The sequence below is a fragment of the Kaistella yananensis genome (assembly GCF_026107505.2).
Taxonomy (GTDB): Bacteria; Bacteroidota; Bacteroidia; order Flavobacteriales; family Weeksellaceae; genus Kaistella; species Kaistella yananensis.
In genome coordinates this window covers 505,307-523,570 of the sequence record NZ_JAPCHZ010000001.1, presented here as the reverse complement: position 1 = coordinate 523,570, position 18,264 = coordinate 505,307, and the positions used below count along the sequence as shown (strand labels likewise).

Annotated in this window: 18 protein-coding genes; 9 read left to right on the top strand and 9 right to left on the bottom strand. The window is 38.9% G+C overall.

The genetic code is table 11. From position 1 onward, the window contains the following. The first annotated feature begins 332 nt into the window (after positions 1-332). From metG to OK344_RS02345, 3 genes are all read left to right on the top strand, one after another. Entirely contained in the window at positions 333-2,366 is a 2,034-nt protein-coding gene (gene metG, locus OK344_RS02355) for a methionine--tRNA ligase (protein ID WP_265143262.1), read from the top strand. A 128-nt stretch (positions 2,367-2,494) separates the two neighbouring features. Continuing rightward, positions 2,495-3,364: a DUF4349 domain-containing protein gene (locus OK344_RS02350; RefSeq protein ID WP_265143261.1), complete on the top strand. Its 870-nt coding sequence runs from the start codon at positions 2,495-2,497 to the stop codon at positions 3,362-3,364. A 52-nt stretch (positions 3,365-3,416) separates the two neighbouring features. Next, a complete protein-coding gene (locus tag OK344_RS02345; protein WP_265143260.1) occupies positions 3,417-3,821 on the top strand; it encodes a hypothetical protein in 405 nt (134 codons plus the stop codon). 47 nt (positions 3,822-3,868) lie between these two features. Here the strand turns inward: OK344_RS02345 and OK344_RS02340 are convergent, their stop codons facing one another. The 4 genes from OK344_RS02340 to dnaA form a co-directional block, all read right to left on the bottom strand. Then, on the bottom strand, positions 3,869-4,246 hold the full coding sequence (locus OK344_RS02340; RefSeq protein WP_265143259.1) for a hypothetical protein: 378 nt from the start codon (positions 4,244-4,246) through the stop codon (positions 3,869-3,871). 63 nt (positions 4,247-4,309) lie between these two features. After that, positions 4,310-5,008: an SAM-dependent methyltransferase gene (locus tag OK344_RS02335; protein ID WP_265143258.1), complete on the bottom strand. Its 699-nt coding sequence runs from the start codon at positions 5,006-5,008 to the stop codon at positions 4,310-4,312. A 6-nt stretch (positions 5,009-5,014) separates the two neighbouring features. Further along, positions 5,015-5,476, bottom strand: coding sequence for a low molecular weight protein-tyrosine-phosphatase (locus tag OK344_RS02330; RefSeq protein WP_265143257.1), 462 nt, complete (start codon positions 5,474-5,476; stop codon positions 5,015-5,017). Positions 5,477-5,570: 94 nt separating this feature from the next. After that, on the bottom strand, positions 5,571-7,025 hold the full coding sequence (gene dnaA / locus OK344_RS02325) for a chromosomal replication initiator protein DnaA (protein ID WP_265143256.1): 1,455 nt from the start codon (positions 7,023-7,025) through the stop codon (positions 5,571-5,573). Between the two features lie 133 nt (positions 7,026-7,158). Between dnaA and OK344_RS02320 the strand changes: the two genes are divergently transcribed. Continuing rightward, positions 7,159-7,575, top strand: a complete 417-nt coding sequence (locus OK344_RS02320; protein WP_088468643.1) for an acyl-CoA thioesterase — start codon at positions 7,159-7,161, stop codon at positions 7,573-7,575. Here OK344_RS02320 and pepE read toward each other — a convergent pair. Further along, the gene (pepE, locus tag OK344_RS02315; RefSeq protein ID WP_265143255.1) at positions 7,572-8,264 is read right to left on the bottom strand and encodes a dipeptidase PepE; all 693 of its coding nucleotides are present in this window, start codon (positions 8,262-8,264) and stop codon (positions 7,572-7,574) included. The two genes, OK344_RS02320 and pepE, sit on opposite strands and share 4 nt — an antisense overlap. Positions 8,265-8,470: 206 nt before the next feature. Between pepE and OK344_RS02310 the strand changes: the two genes are divergently transcribed. The 3 genes from OK344_RS02310 to pheA are packed head-to-tail and all read left to right on the top strand — an operon-like array spanning position 8,471 to position 11,654. Then, the gene (locus OK344_RS02310; RefSeq protein WP_265143254.1) at positions 8,471-10,231 is read left to right on the top strand and encodes a discoidin domain-containing protein; all 1,761 of its coding nucleotides are present in this window, start codon (positions 8,471-8,473) and stop codon (positions 10,229-10,231) included. 50 nt (positions 10,232-10,281) lie between these two features. Continuing rightward, entirely contained in the window at positions 10,282-10,818 is a 537-nt protein-coding gene (locus OK344_RS02305; RefSeq protein ID WP_265143253.1) for a hypothetical protein, read from the top strand. Continuing rightward, on the top strand, positions 10,815-11,654 hold the full coding sequence (gene pheA / locus OK344_RS02300) for a prephenate dehydratase (RefSeq protein WP_265143252.1): 840 nt from the start codon (positions 10,815-10,817) through the stop codon (positions 11,652-11,654). The genes OK344_RS02305 and pheA overlap by 4 nt, the downstream gene beginning before the upstream one ends. Positions 11,655-11,658: 4 nt before the next feature. On the opposite strand, the gene OK344_RS02295 is transcribed toward pheA, so the two are convergent. The 4 genes from OK344_RS02295 to OK344_RS02280 form a co-directional block, all read right to left on the bottom strand. Beyond that, the gene (locus tag OK344_RS02295) at positions 11,659-13,584 is read right to left on the bottom strand and encodes a M1 family metallopeptidase (RefSeq protein ID WP_265143251.1); all 1,926 of its coding nucleotides are present in this window, start codon (positions 13,582-13,584) and stop codon (positions 11,659-11,661) included. A 78-nt stretch (positions 13,585-13,662) separates the two neighbouring features. Further along, positions 13,663-14,940 carry a replication-associated recombination protein A gene (locus OK344_RS02290; RefSeq protein WP_265143250.1) on the bottom strand — a complete coding sequence of 426 codons (1,278 nt, stop codon included), beginning with the start codon at positions 14,938-14,940 and terminating at the stop codon, positions 13,663-13,665. A 91-nt stretch (positions 14,941-15,031) separates the two neighbouring features. Next, complete coding sequence (locus OK344_RS02285) at positions 15,032-15,856, bottom strand: SDR family oxidoreductase (RefSeq protein WP_088467773.1); 825 nt, start codon at positions 15,854-15,856, stop codon at positions 15,032-15,034. An 81-nt stretch (positions 15,857-15,937) separates the two neighbouring features. After that, positions 15,938-16,909, bottom strand: coding sequence for a beta-ketoacyl-ACP synthase III (locus tag OK344_RS02280; protein WP_265143249.1), 972 nt, complete (start codon positions 16,907-16,909; stop codon positions 15,938-15,940). Between the two features lie 184 nt (positions 16,910-17,093). On the opposite strand from OK344_RS02280, the gene yidD reads away from it, so the two are divergent. Together yidD and lgt are read left to right on the top strand one after the other, a co-directional pair. Beyond that, positions 17,094-17,348, top strand: a complete 255-nt coding sequence (gene yidD, locus OK344_RS02275; protein WP_088467775.1) for a membrane protein insertion efficiency factor YidD — start codon at positions 17,094-17,096, stop codon at positions 17,346-17,348. 21 nt (positions 17,349-17,369) lie between these two features. Beyond that, a complete protein-coding gene (gene lgt / locus OK344_RS02270) occupies positions 17,370-18,239 on the top strand; it encodes a prolipoprotein diacylglyceryl transferase (RefSeq protein ID WP_265143246.1) in 870 nt (289 codons plus the stop codon). Positions 18,240-18,264 lie beyond the last annotated feature (25 nt).

Below are 18,264 nucleotides of genomic sequence, written 5' to 3'. Positions count from 1 at the left end.
AAAATAAAATTTAAGGATTAATATTCAATACATCTCTTCTCCATTGAAGAAGCACTGCAATTTAAACAAAATTACAATTATTATTAAAATTATCATAAAATAGTTAATTATATCTGAGATTTATCATATATTAACAGATCACACTTTTATTAAACAGTTGATTCATTGTGATTTAACAATGCTATTGTCTCACTAATGAGACTTTGAACTTTAACAGAAAGTTAAACATGTGTTTATCTAATACATCACTTCTTTTTCGATTATGCAATACATCATCAATATTTTCAATTAAAGTGGATATCGCGTATCTTTGCACAAATTATTAGAAGAATATGTCAGAGAGAAAGATGATTACAGCGGCTTTGCCTTATGCAAACGGCCCAGTACATATTGGCCACCTGGCAGGAGTTTATATTCCTGCCGATGTTTACGCCAGATTTCAGAGAAGACTCGAAAAAGAGGTCGCTTTTATCTGCGGATCCGATGAACACGGCATTCCGATTACCATCCGCGCAAAAAAAGAGGGAGTAACGCCGCATGATATTGTAGACAAATACCACGAAATCATTAAAAAATCTTTCAGTGATCTGGGAATCTCCTTCGACGAATACTCCAGAACAACTTCTAAAAAACATTACGAAGTAAGCCAGGATTTTTTCTCCACCCTATACAATAAGGGAAAATTCACAGAAGAAATTTCCGAACAGTATTTCGACGAACAGGCCGGCGAATTTCTGGCTGACCGCTATATCGTGGGAACCTGCCCGAATTGCGGCAACGACGGTGCGTACGGTGACCAGTGCGAAAAATGCGGCTCTACTCTTTCGCCCTCTGAACTTATCAACCCGAAATCGATGCTGAGCGGAAACGTTCCCGTCTTAAAGGAAACCAAAAACTGGTATCTTCCCTTAAATGATTACGAAAGCTTCCTGAACGAATGGATTATTGAAGGCCACAAAGACGACTGGAAACCCAACGTTTACGGACAGGTAAAATCTTGGTTAAACGATGGACTGAAACCTCGTGCAATGACCAGAGACCTCAACTGGGGCGTTCCCGTGCCACTTCCTGATGCGGACGGAAAAGTGCTCTATGTTTGGTTCGATGCGCCCATCGGATACATCTCATTCACCCAAGAATGGGCAATAAAAAATGGTAAAAACTGGAAAGATTACTGGCAAAGCGAAAACTCCGACCTTATACACTTCATCGGGAAAGATAACATTGTTTTCCACTGCATTATTTTCCCTGCAATGATGAAGGCTCACGGAGATTACATCATGCCGAAAAATGTTCCAGCTTTTGAATTCCTTAATCTTGAAAACGATAAAATTTCTACTTCAAGAAACTGGGCTGTTTGGGCTCATGAATATGTGGAAGAATTTCCTGGTCAGCAAGATGTTTTGCGTTATGCATTACTTTCCTCAGCTCCGGAAACCAAAGACAACAACTTCACATGGAAAGATTTCCAGACTAAAAATAATTCTGAATTAGTCGGGATTTTCGGAAACTTCATCAACAGAGTTGCTGTTTTAATTCATAAATATTACGACGGTATAGTTCCTGCAGGTGATGAAAACGCTTTAGAACTCAATGAAACGGCAAAGGCAGCTAACGAAATCGAAAACTTCCTCGAAAATTTTGAATTCCGAAACGCATTATCTGCCATGATGAATTTAGCAAGATTCGGAAACCAATATTTGCAGACCGAAGAACCTTGGAAAACCATCAAAGACAACCCGGAAAAGGCAGCAAGTTCACTTTTCGTAGCAGCGCAAATCGCGGTAGGCTTGGCTCAAGTTTGCGAACCATTCATGCCATTCAGCGCAGAAAAACTACAAAAAATGTTCAATGTTGACCAAATAAGTTGGGAGCAACTGAAACAGGAAAAGGTTTTGATCAAAACCGGACATCAAATTAATAATGCGGAACTTTTATTTTCTAAAATAGAAGATGAAACCATCGAATTCCAAATTCAAAAATTAGAAAACACCAAAGCTTCCAACAAAAAAACCAACCCGAAAGCGAATCCTATGAAAGACGAAATTCAGTTTGATGATTTCACAAAAATAGATTTAAGAACAGCCACCATTCTTACCGCTGAAAAAGTGGAAAAAGCGGATAAATTATTGAAATTTACCGTAGATACAGGCGTTGATGTAAGAACCGTGGTTTCGGGAATCGCTGAAAGCTTCACGCCGGAAGAATGCATCGGAAAACAGGTGATGATTTTACTGAATCTGGCACCGAGAAAAATCCGCGGTATCGAATCTCAGGGAATGTTGCTTTTAACCAACAACGCTGATGGAAAACTGGTGTTTGTAACGCCGGATGAAACCGTAGAAAACGGTGTCGAAATCGGGTAAGACAAATCATATTCTTGTAAAAAAATAAGACGCACTTTTCTGTGCGTCTTTTTTATTAAAATGATCTCAGCAACTTTAAATTTTTATACATTTATAAATACAAATCCAATTTCTACTTCAAAATGAAAATGTCCATCCTATTTTTAGCTCTATTTAGCTTCATCAGCTGTTCAAAAACCGATCCTTATGCGGTAAATACTGAGGTAAACGCTTCTCTCATGGAAGTGATTCCGGAAGACGCCGCTGCTAACCAAAAATCAGCTTCTGTAAAGCCAGATAGTGCTCCAGCAAAAAATGACAGCATTGCTAAAAAGATCATTAAAAACGGGGAAATGGGAATAGCTGTTGCCCATATTAACGATGCTAAACTGAAGGTAGACGGCATACTGAAAAAACAAAATGCATACACCCAAAGCGAAACCTTCAGGAATACAGAAATTTCAGAAGAACTGGATCTCGTAATTCGTGTTCCTTATCAGAATTTCGATCAGCTGATCTCTTCTTTTTCAGAGGGTATTGGCGCAGTTGAATACAAAAATTTTTCCTCTGAAGATGTGACTGAAGAATATACAGATGTCGCCATAAAACTCGAGAACAAAAGGATTTATCTGGAAAAATACCGCGATCTGCTGAAGAATGCAGCAACTACAAAAGACATGCTCGAAATCCAGGAAAACATCCGCAAACTCGAAGACGAGATTGATGTTGCAGAAGGCAGACTCCGTTTCATTGACGACCGAGTAAACTACAGCACCCTGCGCCTAAGCCTCACTAAAGAAAAACCCAGAAGTTCTGTAACATCTAGAATCGGTTTTGGAAGCAGATTTTCAGATTCCGTCGCACAGGGATGGAATATTTTTGTAAGTTTTGTACTGGGTCTTATTTCCCTTTGGCCGTTCTTTATCCTCGCGCCTTTTGTCATCATACTTTACCGAAAATGGCGGGCCCGAAAAAAAACTACTGTTAATGATTCTTCTCATCCAAATAATGAAAGCTGAAAAATATAAACAGGATTAAAAAATTGTAATTTTGTTGTTTAAAATGAGCATCATGAAAAAATTAAACATCTTTTTACTTTATTTAATTGCGGTCACTGTTTTTATAGCCTGCGGAACAAGAGAAGATGAACTCTCGAACGAACAGTTTGTAGGTACCTGGAACTGGGCAGCTACAACAGGCGGAATCGGAAATATTAATGACACTCCGTCAAGCACAGGAATTCAGCGTACCATCACTTTTACAGATGCCTACATTTATACCGTTAAAGAAAATGGTGCAACGGTGAGCGAAGGAACTTACAACCTTTTAATAGAAGTTACGCCAAATGAACACAAAGAAAAACTGTTTATCGATTTCTCGAATTACCCTGACGTTTTTGTTGACGGTATCGACTCTTCAAACCTCTACCTCAGCGATCACACCAACGATGGATATTCTTACCATTATAAAAAATAAAAAATGCGGTCAATAATTTGGCCGCTTTTTTTATCATCTTTTCCGGATTATTCTCCGAAATGTTTTTTCACTGTTTCCAGAACCTGTTCGTCACTCATTTGCTGAGCGGTATCCAGGGTAATTTTAAGGTTCTTGAATTGTGCCGTATCATGAAGGAAACTTTTCAGTTCTTCCTGAATCGTTCCGGGACCGGTAACATATACTTCTTCGGAATTGGTTAAAAGATGGGCAATCTCCTTGAAGAATTTTGCCTTGTTCGTCTGTTCCGCGTTATTGCCCGCATTCTCGCTGGAATTACCGTGCTGTACAACAGCTTTCACAGGTGAACAAAGAAAAAATTTAAAGGCATTCTGCGCATCATGATTTTTTACGACTACCGCTTTGTGCTGGTCAAGCCAAAGGCCTGCTAATTTTTTATCTGACATAGTAATTTATTTTCGTAAGTCAGCTTCAATAATAATGCAAACACGCTGTTAAAGGAAGTTAAACTATTTACCCAGAACGAAAACCGCGGGAATTTTATGAAGTTCCGGCTTGTTTTTCTGCCAGTCTTTGATGCTTAGCGTTTTGATAAATTCCTCATTTGGATCATTAATGTTGGCCGCGATACAAAGCCTCGTAATCGGTGCGAGGAATTTACACAGATCTTCAAAAAGCTGATTGTTCCGGTACGGAGTTTCCATGAAAATCTGCGAATAGCCCGTTTTCTGAACCTGATTTTCCAGATACTTAATTCGTGATTTCTTCTCAGACTTATCAATCGGAAGGTACCCGTGAAACGTAAATTCCTGACCATTAAAACCACTTGAAATTAATGCCAAAATAATCGAAGAAGGCCCATTAATCGGAATAATTTTGATGTTATTTTCGTGACACCATTTCACCATAAGATTTCCGGGATCGGCGATACACGGGAGTCCGGCTTCAGAAAGTAAACCGAAATCCTGACCGTTTTTCATTAATTTCTGAGCTTCCTTTAAATCTGCAGATTCAGAATATTTATCGAGAAGAAAGAGCTTCAGATCAGCCTGCTTTTTTTCAGGTGCAAAAAACTTAATGACTTTTCTGGCGGTTTTTTCGTTTTCTACGAAGAAATAATCGGTCTTCAGGATATATTCTTTAATTGCAGGCGCGAAATATGCAATGGGTGAATTTTCGGAAAGGTAAGCGGGAATTAGGAAAAGCATTTAGAATTAATTTTGATTGTTAAGGAGCTTTGATGTAATCTTTTCGGAGGCTTTATCCAGCAACTGATAAACTTTTTCAAAACCATCCAAACCGCTCCAGTAGGGATCGAAAACTTCATAATTGTTCTCGGGAATTTCTGCCGCTTCCAAAAAAAGAGAAATCTTACTCCGCTGTTCTTCGTTTTTTGCCATCGAAATCACATCTTCATAAACGCTTAAATCCATGCAGTAAATTTTATCGAAATCTTCTAAATCCGTTTTGGTAATAGGTCGCGACCGCTGTTTTCCAATCGTAATTCCGTGATTTTCGGCAGTTTCAATCGCGCGTTTGTCGGGATGTTCGCCTTCGTGAAGGGAAATGGTTCCGGCCGAATCGATTACAAAATTTTCAGGCAGTTTTGATTTTAAAATACCTTCGGCAAGCGGACTTCTGCAGATATTACCGAGACATACAACAAGGATTTTCATGTGGTGCTATTTTATTTGAAGCCTTCAAAATTAAAATAAAAAAAGAAGGAATTCAAAAAACCCCTTCTCTTCTTATGATTAATATATGGCAAATCTACTGTTTAATTTTTTCGGTAAGTTCTTTTACATACTTTTTCAGTTCTTTATCGATTTTAGATACGTCTTTTATTGTATCGCACGCGTACATCACAGTTGAGTGGTCTTTTCCGCCCATTTCCTCTCCAATTTTGGTGAAGGTGGCATTGGTAAACTCCTTGGCGAAATACATCGCTAATTGTCTTGGCAAAGCGATTTCTCTTTTTCTGGTTTTCGATAAAAGCTGCTCTCTCTGGATGCCGAAATATTCGCAAACCACTTCCTGAATATAAGGAATATTGATCACCTTTTTCTGGTTGGCTGCAATTTTATTGATGGTTTCCTTTAAAAGTTCAAGACTCAACTCAGATTTATAAATCGTGGAATACGCGATTACTGAATTGATAACACCAATCAGTTCACGAACGTTGGTTTTTACTTCAGACGCAAGGAAATCGAGCATATCTTCCGTTAAAACAATTCCGTCGCGGCTTAGCTTATCAACGATGATTTTTCTTCTGGTATCGAAATCCGGAGATTTAATTTCTGCAGAAAGTCCCCACTTGAATCGAGAAACAATTCGATCCTGAATATCGAGAATATCAACCGGCGCTTTATCTGAAGTTAAGATAATCTGTTTGCCGTTCTGGTGCAGATAATCGAAAATATGGAAGAAGCTGTCCTGCGTAGATTTCTTACCGGAAAGAAACTGAATATCATCGATAATCAGCACATCAACCATTTGGTAGAAATTCGCAAATTCGGTCTGTTTATGAGCTTTCGCAGCAGATACAAACTGCTGAATGAATTTTTCTGATGATAAATAAAGTACCACTTTGTCCGGAAAAGCATTTTTCACTTCCAGACCTACAGCGTGGCCCAGGTGGGTTTTCCCTACTCCGTAACCTCCATATAAAAACAGCGGGTTGAAGGCAGTTGCGCCCGGTCTTTTGGCGATAGATTTTGCTACAGTGGCAGCAAATTTATTGCTTTCGCCTTCCACATAATTGTCAAAAGAAAAATCGGCTTTCAGATTAGAGTCGATATTCACCTTCTTCATTCCGGGAACTACAAAAGGGTTGATGAGATTTGCAGAAAATGAAGGCGGAAGCGTTTCCTGTACTTTTGGCGTCGCAATACTCTTACCCTTTACATTCATGGTAATGGGTTTTTCCTGACCGCTGGGCTTGTTTTCCATAACGGAATACCAAAGCTTAACTCCTTTTCCTAGATTTTTTTTCAGCGCAGCAGAAAGCAGGGATAAGTAATTATCCTCAATGTATTCTTTGTAAAAATCACTCGGTACTAACAGGGTAAGGTTATTGCTCACCAAAGATACCGGCTGCACATTGTCGAAAAGTAAATCAAACGAGTTTTCGAGTTTTTTAAGGTCAGTATTGTCTTCTGCTGCGTTGAGGTTATCCCTCATGAACTGGAGACACTTTTCCCAAATAAGAGTTAAATTTTCATTCATTTTCGTTCTGCAATTACCTGCAAGTGTTTAATTTTAGTGGGAAGACAAATATCGAATTTTAAATTATGATAAAAAAATTTTTGTGCTATTGGTTATTTAAAAATATATTTGTATGATTGATTTAAGTCTTACAATGATACACACAACCCATTCATTACGAGTACGTTACGGAGAAACAGATCCCATGAAATACGTTTATTACGGGAACTATGCGGAGTACCTGGAAGTGGCCAGAGTCGAACTTTTTCGGGAGCTCGGAATTCCTTATGACGAGATTGAAAATCAGGGCATTTGGTTACCTGTTTCGGAGTTCAGCATTAAGTATCTGAAGCCTGGTTTATATGATGAAATTCTCGAAATCCATACCTACATCAAAAAACTCCCAGGCGTGCGAATTGAATTTGAATACGAAATTTATAACAGTTCTAAAGAAAAGATTACGGAAGCAAAAACCACCCTCTTTTTTCTCGACGCCAAAAAGAACAAAGTGATAAAATGTCCGGATTTTTTAATGGATCTTCTTGTAAAAAGATGGGCAGAACCCGCTTAAAGTTCTGTACCGGGAGCAATTTCGTAAGGTTCCTTATCTTTCTCGAAAATACGGGTTAATTCTTTACCTTCCACAGTAATTTTCTGCCCAATCTTCCGGATCCAGTTACCTTCCCGCAGGCCTACAACTTTAGTATTGTTCTGGGTGAGAAATTCTTTAATTCTCGTTTCGCGAGTTTCGCCGTTGTGCTTCAAATCCGGATTCGGATCCAGATAATGCGGATTGATGTTGAACGGAACAAGTCCCATACATTCAAAACTTGGCGGATAAACAATCGGCATGTCATTCGTGGTTTTCATATTCAGTCCGCCAATGTTCGAACCGGCACTGCAGCCAAGGTATGGCGTTCCGTTCTCAACATTTTCTTTTAAAACTTCCATGAGATTTTCTTCGTGAAGCGTTTTCACTAAAAGGAAAGTATTACCTCCGCCGGTGAAAATCCCTTTTGCGTTGTTTACCGCTTCAATTTTATCTTCAAACTCGTGCAGGCCTTTTACTTTTATATTAATTTGAGTGAAAAATTCGCGAGCTTTTTTGGTATATTCTTCGTGTGAAATTCCGCCAGGTCTTGCAAACGGCACAAAGATAATTTCATTGGTTTCGCTGAAAAGATTTTGAATTTCTGGCTTTAAATATTCAAGATAATTACCTCCGAAGAGCGTCGATGTTGAAGCAAGGATAATATTCATAGCACAAACTTATAAATTATTTAATTCCAAAAAAAACGCTTCCTCAATATTTAAAAAGGAGAAAAAATGCGGAAGTAAAAGCATTTCCTTAAAATTCAATTTTTTCATTTATGAAAAAGTCCGTGCTTTCGAGTGCGGATTTTTATTTTATGTTCCGTTTTCTTAGGTTTAATACTTAACTTTGAATTTTTCCTTAAAAATTTTCTATGAAATATTGCTTTCCGTTAGGGGTTATTCTTTTATTTCTGATGAATTTCAGTTTTGGCCAACAAAAAACATATTGCAATCCCATTAATATCGATTACGGGTATACACCATTTGAAGTATTTTCAAAACAGGGAAAACACCGTGCTACAGCAGATCCGGTGATTGTCAATTTTCAGAAAAAACTTTTTCTTTTCTCAACCAATCAGGAAGGCTACTGGCACAGCGATGATATGCTGAACTGGAAATTCGTGTCCCGAAAATTCCTGCGCGACGACAAATATATTCACGACCTCAATGCACCTGCTGCATGGGTGATGAAGGATACGCTTTATGTTTACGGTTCCACGTGGGAATCAGATTTCCCGATCTGGAAATCGACCAATCCTACAAAAAATGAGTGGCAAATTGCAGTCGACACCTTAAAAGTAGGCGCCTGGGACCCTGCATTTCATTATGATGAAGATAAAAACAAACTTTATCTCTATTGGGGATCAAGCAACGAATGGCCGCTTTTGGGAACTGAAGTGAAAGTAAAAAATCTCCAGTCCGAAGGTTACGTAAAACCCATCCTGCGTTTAAAACCCGAAGATCATGGCTGGGAAAGATTTGGCGAATATAACGACAATGTTTTCCTGCAACCGTTTGTAGAAGGAGCCTGGGTAACAAAATACAAGAACAAATACTATATGCAGTACGGCGCGCCCGCTACCGAATTCAGCGGATACGCAGACGGAGTATATGTATCTAAAAACCCATTGGAAGGTTACGAATACCAACAGCATAACCCCTTCTCTTATAAACCTGGGGGCTTTGCCCGTGGCGCCGGCCATGGCGCGACTTTTCAGGATAATTACGGAAATTACTGGCATGTTTCCACCATTTTTATTTCTACCAAAAATAATTGTGAAAGACGACTGGGCATTTGGCCGGCAGGGTTCGATAATGATGATGTAATGTACAGCAACACGGCCTACGGCGACTACCCTACCTATATTCCCGAATTTGCGCAGGGTAAGGATTTCACCAAAGGTTTATTCACCGGATGGATGCTGCTGAATTACCAGAAACCAGTCTCTGCCTCATCAACTTTAGGAGGTTATCAGCCTAATTTTGCGGTAGACGAAGACATTAAAACCTATTGGTCTGCAAAAACAGGAAATTCCGGAGAGTGGTTCCAGACCGATTTGGGCGAAATTTCTACCATTAATGCAATTCAGATTAATTACGCAGACCAGGATGCAGAATTTATGGGCAAAACTTTAGGTAAAATACATCAGTATAAAATTTATAGCTCCAATGACGGCAAAAACTGGAAGATTTTAGTCGACAAAAGCAAAAACAACACCGATGTTCCGCACGATTATATCGAACTGGAAAAACCTGCAAAAGCAAGATTTTTAAAAATGGAAAATCTAAAAATGCCCACCGGCAAATTTGCTTTAAGCGGTTTCAGAGTTTTCGGAAACGGTGGTGGCGAAAAACCCGGTAAAGTTGAAAATTTTGTTCCGCTACGCGCTGATCCGAAAAAATTTGGCGAACGAAGAAGCATCTGGATGAAGTGGAAACAAAACGAAAAAGCGGACGGATATATGATTTACTTTGGCAAAACCCCGGATAAACTATACGGAAGCATTATGGTGTACGGTAAAAACGAATATTTTTTCACTGGTGCCGACCGCACAGATGCTTATTATTTTCAAATCGAAGCATTTAATAACAATGGCATTTCAGAAAGGTCGCAAGTTTTTAAATCAGAATAATTAATCGCTAAATCTTACGTTCTTCCATTACATATTTCTACATTTGTTCTATGAAAAATTTTCTCCTCCTATTGATCCTGTTCTCCGTTTTCTGCTTCGCACAGCAAAATTCTTTAAAACAAACTACAGGAATTTTTCCACTGTATGTGGTTGATGGGATGATCGCGAATGAGGCACAGCTGAAAGCAATTACCTCAGCAGAAATCTCATCAGTAAGCGTTTACAAATCCGATAATTTACCTGATAAGCTTTCTCCTTTCAGCAATTTCAGCACCGAAGGAATTATCGATATTACGCTGAAAAACAATTCAACGCTTCCAACCGTTTTACTCTATCAGATGAACATGGAGCATCGACTGCAGGAATCTAATGCGGTTTACATCAACAGAATTTTAGTGAAGAGTAACCATATTAAAATACTGAAAAACGCAATTATAGAGACTGAAATTATTGATGACAACGGACAGCATTTCCTCAACATCTGGACTTTAACAAAAGAAGAACGCAGCGGAATTGTAAAAAGAACCGGTGGAATAAAAATTAATCCCAAGGACAGAAGTAACATTAAAAACGTAATCCTGAAATGAAGATTGCATACCTCGGTCCACAGGCAAGTTTTACGCAACTCGCCGCATCACAGATTTTCCCCGAAAACGAGTTGATTGCGGAATCGAGTATTTTAGACTGTTTCAATGCTGTGAAAAACGGTGAGGTTGATAAAGCGGTGGTGCCGCTTGAAAATTCTATCGAAGGAACTGTATCCATGACACTGGACTATCTGTATGATTTCGAAAACATTTTCATCCAAACCGAAGCCATAATGCCGATTTCACACCAGCTGATGATGCATCCCGCAAACGAAGATTTCTCTAAAATCATTTCGCATCCACAGGCTTTAGCTCAAACATTTCATTTCAGATTCAATCATTATAAAAATACGCTGACCCAGGACTACAGCTCTACCTCAGCTGCCGCAAAACTGGTTTCTGAAAACCCTCAGGAAAAATGGGCCGCAATTGCCAATTCCTACGCGGCGAAACTATATGGCTTGAAGGTCATCCACAAAAACATTCAGGATTTTGAGCAAAATCACACCAAATTCATCATAATTTCTAAAAAAAGAACCTCTTTAAATCTCAATTTCCCTAAAAGTTCGGAAAAAACTTCGCTTCTGGTAACACTTCCGGAAGATCATGCCGGAGGCTTGCATCAGGTGTTATCGGTTTTTGCCTGGCGTAAAATGAACCTGTCCAAAATTGAAAGCCGCACGATGAAAAAAAACCTGGGCAATTATTTCTTCTTTATCAATGTAGCCAGCGAATGGCATCCAGTTTTATCAGAAAATGCTCTGGAAGAGCTGCGGTTATTTGGCGCAGACATAAAATTCATTGGGCATTATAACGAGTATATCCTGGAGGATTAATTTTTTATTCCTTCACGAATTTGAAACTTTTAGCATTGATTTTCAGAAAATAAGCACCCACTTTTAACCTGGAAACATCAATAGTTTGGGAAGGGCTGTATTTGCCTTTTCTGATCAGTTTTCCATCAGTTGAAAAAATTTCAAAATCAGAAGTTTTTTTGATTCCTTTCATATTCAACCTATCACTCACTGGATTTGGGAAAAGCATCACCTCATTTTCCGAAACCGATTCCGTGGATAAAGCATTATCAAAAGCTATCGTTGAGTTTTTTTCGATGATTTGTTTTTCATAATTGAATTCAACATTTACTACCTGAAAATTCAATGGTTTTGAAAATAACTGTGCGTTTGATGTGTTTTCTAATACCAAAAAAGCGGTTTCACCATTACTTCCGGTAACTTTTACAGGCAGAGGCATTTCAAAAAAACTTACAGACGGGTCACTTTGCGTTTGCGAAACCCAAAAATTCATATCCAGATTTGCAGACTGATTCCATTTAATGGTGTACGTTGGATAACCTTCTCCGTAAATCCAGTCGTTAAAAAAAACAGTGAAATCTCTTCCTGTGGAAACCAAAATCTGATTTTTGAAATCTTCGGTTTTCGCGTAACTGTAAGCAAAAGCAGGATTTGCCGCATAATCTTTCAGAAGCTGATAAAACGCTTCATCACCTAAAATCCACTTCATCATCCGCAAAACATAGCCGCCTTTCACATAGGTAAGTCTTCCGCTGAAGAGCACCGGAATATTCGCCAAATCGCTGTCGTCAACATACACACTTCCGTTTGGCTGACTTGTGATAACGTTCATTTGGTTCGCGAGATAAGTCATAAATTCAGAATGGTTCATCAGGTTTTTTTCATTGACCAAGTGTTCCCCGAAGGTGGCAAAACCTTCATTAAGCCAGATGTCATTCCACGCGCCACAGGTTATTTTATCGCCAAACCATTGGTGTGCAAGTTCGTGAGTGATGGTAGATTTCGCGAAAGAATTCATCGACGACATCGTTTGATGTTCCATTGCAGCGCCGTTTACCGCAAATTCCATGTGTCCGTACTTTTCGGCGGAAAAAGGATAAGTCCCGAAATGATTTTCAAATAAAGTCATTGCGGTTTTAGTCCATTCGATATTATCCATCACTCCAGAATTAGCATTGGTTGACGGATAAAGATAATTCACAAAAGGAAAACTTCTATTTCCGATGACATCATTAATTTTATTGAAATTACCTATCGAAAATGCTACCAGATAAGCCGCCATAGGATAATTGGTTCGCCAGAAGGTAAGTTTTTTGTTATCCGGAAGGAAAGTTTCAGACATCAGTTTACCGTTTGATGCAACGCTGTATTGGTTGGGTGTGGTAATTTTAATGTCGAAACGGTCGATTTTGTCGTTCATGCTCTGTTTTGTCGGAAACCAGTTCTGCGCGCCGTAAGGTTCCGAGAGCGTTGATAAAACCGGGCTTCCGTCGTGCGTTCCCATATAAAAAGACGTTCTTCCGGAATTATCGGGCGCACCGGAATAGTGTATCGTAATAGAATCCAGCGTATTTGATGGAAGTGAAGCCGGAAAATCGACCTTCAGTTCTTTGGTCGTTAACTGCTGAAAATTAAGATCTGTACCATGATATGTAACTTTTGAAACCGGCAAAAGATTGGTAAAATCAAAATAAATTGAAGACATATTCTGGTTTGTCAAAAAGTGAGACGTTACCGTGCCTGAAATCTGAAAAACCTCCGGATCCAAAAACACCTCCATTCTTTGATATTGAAGATCATAATTTAAAGTATTGGGGTTAACATTAAAATCAATCATCCGCTGATATCTGCCCATTTCCTTGCTCATCAAATCTTTGTTTTCCGAAATAAACTGCGCCGGAATCTGAATAGAGAAAAGAAGGAAAATCATTAAAAAATAAATCTTTTTCATCACACGAAATTTAATTTAAAGATAAAAAAAACACCTGACAATCAGCCAGATGTTAAATTATTTTTAAAATTTCAGAGCTTAATATTTATCTTTCCATTTTCTTTTAAGCTCTTCCCGTATTTTATTTTCGGTGGAATTATTTCCGGGTTCGTAGAATTTTATTCCGGAAATCTCTTCGGGCAGAAATTCCTGATCTACAAAGTTTCCTTCGTGCGAATGGGCGTAAGCGTAATCTTTACCGTAATTTAAATCTTTCATGAGTTTTGTGGGCGCATTTCTCAGATGGAGCGGAACAGGTAAATTTCCGGTTTGCTTTACCTTTGCAATTGCATCATTAATCGCAACGTAAGTGGAATTACTTTTCGGAGAAACCGCAAGATAAACTGCTGTTTCGCTAAGAATAATTCTTGCCTCAGGATTTCCGATGACATTTATGGCCTGAAAACAGTTGTTTGCCACCGTAAGCGCGTTCGGATTGGCCAAACCGATGTCTTCAGCGGCCAGAATCAGCATTCGCCTTGCGATGAATTTGATATCTTCACCACCAACCAGCATTCTGGCGAGCCAATACACCGCACCATTGGGATCAGAACCGCGCATGGACTTGATGAAAGCCGAAATAATATCGTAATGCTGCTCGCCGTTTTTATCATAAAGCGCCATGGTTTCCTGCAGCACTTCAAGCACATCTTCGTTGGAAATTTCCTTTTTCTTCGAATTTTTAAAGTTATTCAGTACATTTTCTACCGAATTGATGAGTTTCCGTGCATCGCCGCCAGAATACTGAATAAAGGCTTCTTTGTCTTTTATTTTGAATTCGGTGTTCTCTTTTTCGTTGTATTTTTTCAGGGAAAGTTCGGCAAGCTCATCGAGTTTTTCATAACTCAAAGATTTCAGAATGTAAACCTGGGAACGGGAAAGCAATGCGGAAACCACTTCAAAACTTGGGTTTTCTGTGGTAGCACCAATTAATACAATCCACCCTTTTTCAACTGCATGAAGCAAAGAATCCTGCTGCGATTTATTAAACCTGTGAATTTCATCAATGAATAAAATCGGGGATTTTCCTGAAAAAAGATTCTGTTTTTTGGCTTCCTCAATCACGTCGCGAACATCTTTCACGCCGGAAGAAACTGCCGAAAGTTTGTAAAATTTTCTGCCGGATTTTTCTGAAACAATTTCCGCCAACGTGGTTTTTCCGGTTCCGGGAGGTCCCCAAAAAATCAGAGAATTCAGCGTGTCATTTTCCAACATTTTTCGGATTGTTCCGTTCTTTCCGGTCAAATGTTCCTGCCCGAGAACTTCGTCTAGCGTTTTCGGTCTTAAAATTTCGGCTAAAGGTGTATTGGAGCTCAAGGTTTCGGGTTCAAAGTTTTAGATTAAACAAAATTACAATTAAAAAACAATTTTATAAACTTTAACCCTGAACTTTAACCTCGAAATGGTGTTATCCCATAATATGAAAGCCACCGTCTACATGACGAATTTCGCCGGTAATTCGGGTTTCCGGACGGAAAAGATGAACGACTTCGTGTGCCAAATCTTCCGGAGTGGCATTTCCGAGCGGACTCAAACGGTCAGCTCTGTCGACATCTTCGGTTTTCAACGTGGCGTTTCCGGCTTTACTTCCCATGTAAGGTGAAAAACGCACACAATTAGCACGAATTCCGTAATCTCTGCCCAATTCATAAGCCATTTCAATGGTTAATCTTTCAAGTGCAGCTTTGGCAATACTCATGTTAATGTATGGGAAAAACGAAACTTTTTCCGCAGCAATATAGCTTAAAGAAACTATGGAAGCGCCTTTTTGTAAAATATGGCTCATCAAAAGAACGTGCGAAAGTGAAATCAGTGAAAACGCTGAAACCGTCATCGTATCATTAAATTCTTCTGCCGTAACTTCCAACATTGGTTTTACAGATTTGTTACGAATGGTTTTATCCATCGCAATTGCATGAAGGAAACCATCTAATTTGACGTTATTCTGATTTAAAAATTCAACCAAAGAATCCAAACTTTCGGGAAGCGTAACGTCGAGTGGAAATGTCAACGTATCAGCGCCGAGTTTATTTTTACAAGCAGTTTCGAAATCGCCGTAGGATTTATTCAAAAAACTTGCGGCTTTTTCGGAAAGGTTTTTGTGGAAAGGCGTTACGCCAAGTCCGGTGCAAACTACTTTTCCGTTGTTTTGAATAATTTTTTCGGCCACTTTCATCGCTAATGAATTTTCATCTGCAATTCCGGTGATTAAAAAGGTTTTATTGGTGAACATATTTTGTTTAATTATAAATTATAAATGATGAATTATGAAATAATGTTGAATGTTTATTAACTAATACATAAATCCTAAAACCTAAACTTTATAAATCGCAGTTCCCCAAGTCCAACCGGAACCCACAGCGGCGAATAGTAATGTGTCGCCTTCTTTAATTTTTCCGCTTCGGTAGGTTTCATCGAGCACAATCGGGATGGTTCCGCCGGAAGTATTGGCGTATTTGTCCATATTCGTCATTACTTTTTCAAACGGTATATTCACTTTTTCGGCGACTTCCTTTAAAATTCTGATGCTGGGCTGGTGTGGAATTACCCAATCGATGTCATCGGATTTCATTTGGTTGGCTTCGAGAATTTCGTTGATGCATTCAGGCAAAACTTTGGTGGCAGTGCTGTAAACCTCCTTTCCGTTCATCTGAAAATAATGGAGTCCGTTTTTGATGGTTTCTTCTGAGGCAGGAATTTCGCAGCCACCTGCAGGAATATTGAAATGCATTTTCCCGGTTCCGTCTGCATGAAGCTTGAAATCGATAAATCCTTTATCTTCTACTGTTGCAGACAATAAAATTGCACCGGCTCCATCTCCGAAAAACACAGAATCTTTGCGAGACCAATCCGTAATGCTCGAAAAAGTATCTGCTCCAATTACTAAAACATTTTTGTACATCCCCGTTTGAATGAACTGAGAACCAATGGCTAAACCATAAATCCCACCGGAACAAACTGCGGAAATATCAAAAGCTACAGCATGATTTGCATCAATTTTTTCCTGAACAAAACACGCAGTAGAAGGTGCCTGTCTGTCGGGAGTGGAAGTGGCAACTATAATTAAATCCACCTCTTTCGAAGTGATTCCGGCGTTTTCCAAGGCTTTTAAACCTGCTTTGGAAGCTAAATCGCTCGTCACTTCTCCATCTACAATTCTTCTTTCTTTAATTCCTAAGTGGGAATAAATCCATTCGTCGTTAGAACCTACGGCTTCAAAAAAATCATTTTTTAAAACTTTTGGTGGCGTGTAAGATCCGGTTCCTTTAATAATTGCTCTTGCCATATATAATTGTAATTTTTGTGTTTTAATAAAATTTTGAAAATTTGATGTTCAGAATGAACAATTTTTATCTATAATCTATCTATTTAACTCCTTTTTTATCAAATTTTTAATAAACAAATGTACCAAACATCTTCATACAGGCAAGTTTTAATGTAAATAAATTTTAGTTTATTTTTGCACTGTTTTGAAAAGCACATTCAACAAAATCATCACGTTTCCTTTGGTAATTTTCATTAAATTTTACCAATGGTTTATTTCGCCTTTACTCCCGAAAAATTGCCGCTACGAACCTACCTGTTCTCATTATATGGTAGAAGCGCTGCAGGTACACGGGCCCATTAAAGGTTTTTGGCTGGGAGCAAAAAGAATTGCACGCTGCCATCCCTGGGGAGGTGAAGGTTACGATCCGGTTCCGCCGAAATGCGGCCATCAACATTAAATTTAAATAATAAAATAAACTATGCTTACAATTTTATATACCACCTGGGATCCGTCTACCGGAATACATTTAGGCCCAATAACGCTTCACTACTACAGTTTAATGTTCATTCTGGCTTTCGGACTGGGATATGCCATCATGTCGAAAATTTTTAAAATCGACAATGTAAACCAAAAATACCTGGAGCCGCTTTTCACATGGACTTTGGTAGGAACTATTCTCGGTGCAAGATTAGGCCACGTTATTTTTTACCAGCCCGAACTTTTCAAAGAGGATTTCTGGTCGGTATTTCTGCCGATCCGTACCAAACCGGAATTCGAATTTACCGGTTTTTCAGGATTGGCAAGCCACGGAGCAACCATCGCGCTGATTTTTACCACCCTTTATTATTCCTATAAAATCATTAAGAAAAATCCGTTTTGGGTGTACGACAGGATTGGAATCGTAGTAGCTTTAGGAGGCGCTTTTGTAAGAATCGGAAATTTCTTTAACTCAGAAATCATTGGCAAACCTGCACCTGAAAATTCGCCTTTTGCGATCCTTTTTCCACAGCAAAGTACAGAATACGGTGCAATCGTTCCGCGTTACCCTACCCAACTTTTCGAAGCTTTAGGCTACTTTTTACTGTTTATCCTTTTATGGGCTCTTTACCGTTACACAAATAAAAAATACCAGCAAGGCTGGCTGTTCGGCTTGTTCTTTATCATCCTTTGGGCGGTAAGATTCTTTGTTGAATTTTTAAAAGAACCCCAGGGAGACGAATTTATTCAGTTTGTAGGATTAAATACGGGACAAGTCCTTTCAATACCATTCATGCTGGCTGGTTTCGTGATTATGTGGTATTCTAAAAACAATAAAATTACCGAAGAAGAAAACGGAAAACCCGAATAATTCTTTAAAATAAACCCGAACCCTT

Excerpts from the sequence above, each read along its gene's own strand:
- metG (WP_265143262.1), top strand. The coding sequence starts at position 333 with ATGTCAGAGAGAAAGATGATTACAGCGGCTTTGCCTTATGCAAACGGC.
- OK344_RS02350 (WP_265143261.1), top strand. The coding sequence starts at position 2,495 with ATGTCCATCCTATTTTTAGCTCTATTTAGCTTCATCAGCTGTTCAAAA.
- OK344_RS02345 (WP_265143260.1), top strand. The coding sequence starts at position 3,417 with ATGAAAAAATTAAACATCTTTTTACTTTATTTAATTGCGGTCACTGTT.
- OK344_RS02340 (WP_265143259.1), bottom strand. The coding sequence starts at position 4,246 with ATGTCAGATAAAAAATTAGCAGGCCTTTGGCTTGACCAGCACAAAGCG.
- OK344_RS02335 (WP_265143258.1), bottom strand. The coding sequence starts at position 5,008 with ATGCTTTTCCTAATTCCCGCTTACCTTTCCGAAAATTCACCCATTGCA.
- OK344_RS02330 (WP_265143257.1), bottom strand. The coding sequence starts at position 5,476 with ATGAAAATCCTTGTTGTATGTCTCGGTAATATCTGCAGAAGTCCGCTT.
- dnaA (WP_265143256.1), bottom strand. The coding sequence starts at position 7,025 with ATGAATGAAAATTTAACTCTTATTTGGGAAAAGTGTCTCCAGTTCATG.
- OK344_RS02320 (WP_088468643.1), top strand. The coding sequence starts at position 7,159 with ATGATACACACAACCCATTCATTACGAGTACGTTACGGAGAAACAGAT.
- pepE (WP_265143255.1), bottom strand. The coding sequence starts at position 8,264 with ATGAATATTATCCTTGCTTCAACATCGACGCTCTTCGGAGGTAATTAT.
- OK344_RS02310 (WP_265143254.1), top strand. The coding sequence starts at position 8,471 with ATGAAATATTGCTTTCCGTTAGGGGTTATTCTTTTATTTCTGATGAAT.
- OK344_RS02305 (WP_265143253.1), top strand. The coding sequence starts at position 10,282 with ATGAAAAATTTTCTCCTCCTATTGATCCTGTTCTCCGTTTTCTGCTTC.
- pheA (WP_265143252.1), top strand. The coding sequence starts at position 10,815 with ATGAAGATTGCATACCTCGGTCCACAGGCAAGTTTTACGCAACTCGCC.
- OK344_RS02295 (WP_265143251.1), bottom strand. The coding sequence starts at position 13,584 with ATGAAAAAGATTTATTTTTTAATGATTTTCCTTCTTTTCTCTATTCAG.
- OK344_RS02285 (WP_088467773.1), bottom strand. The coding sequence starts at position 15,856 with ATGTTCACCAATAAAACCTTTTTAATCACCGGAATTGCAGATGAAAAT.
- OK344_RS02280 (WP_265143249.1), bottom strand. The coding sequence starts at position 16,909 with ATGGCAAGAGCAATTATTAAAGGAACCGGATCTTACACGCCACCAAAA.
- lgt (WP_265143246.1), top strand. The coding sequence starts at position 17,370 with ATGCTTACAATTTTATATACCACCTGGGATCCGTCTACCGGAATACAT.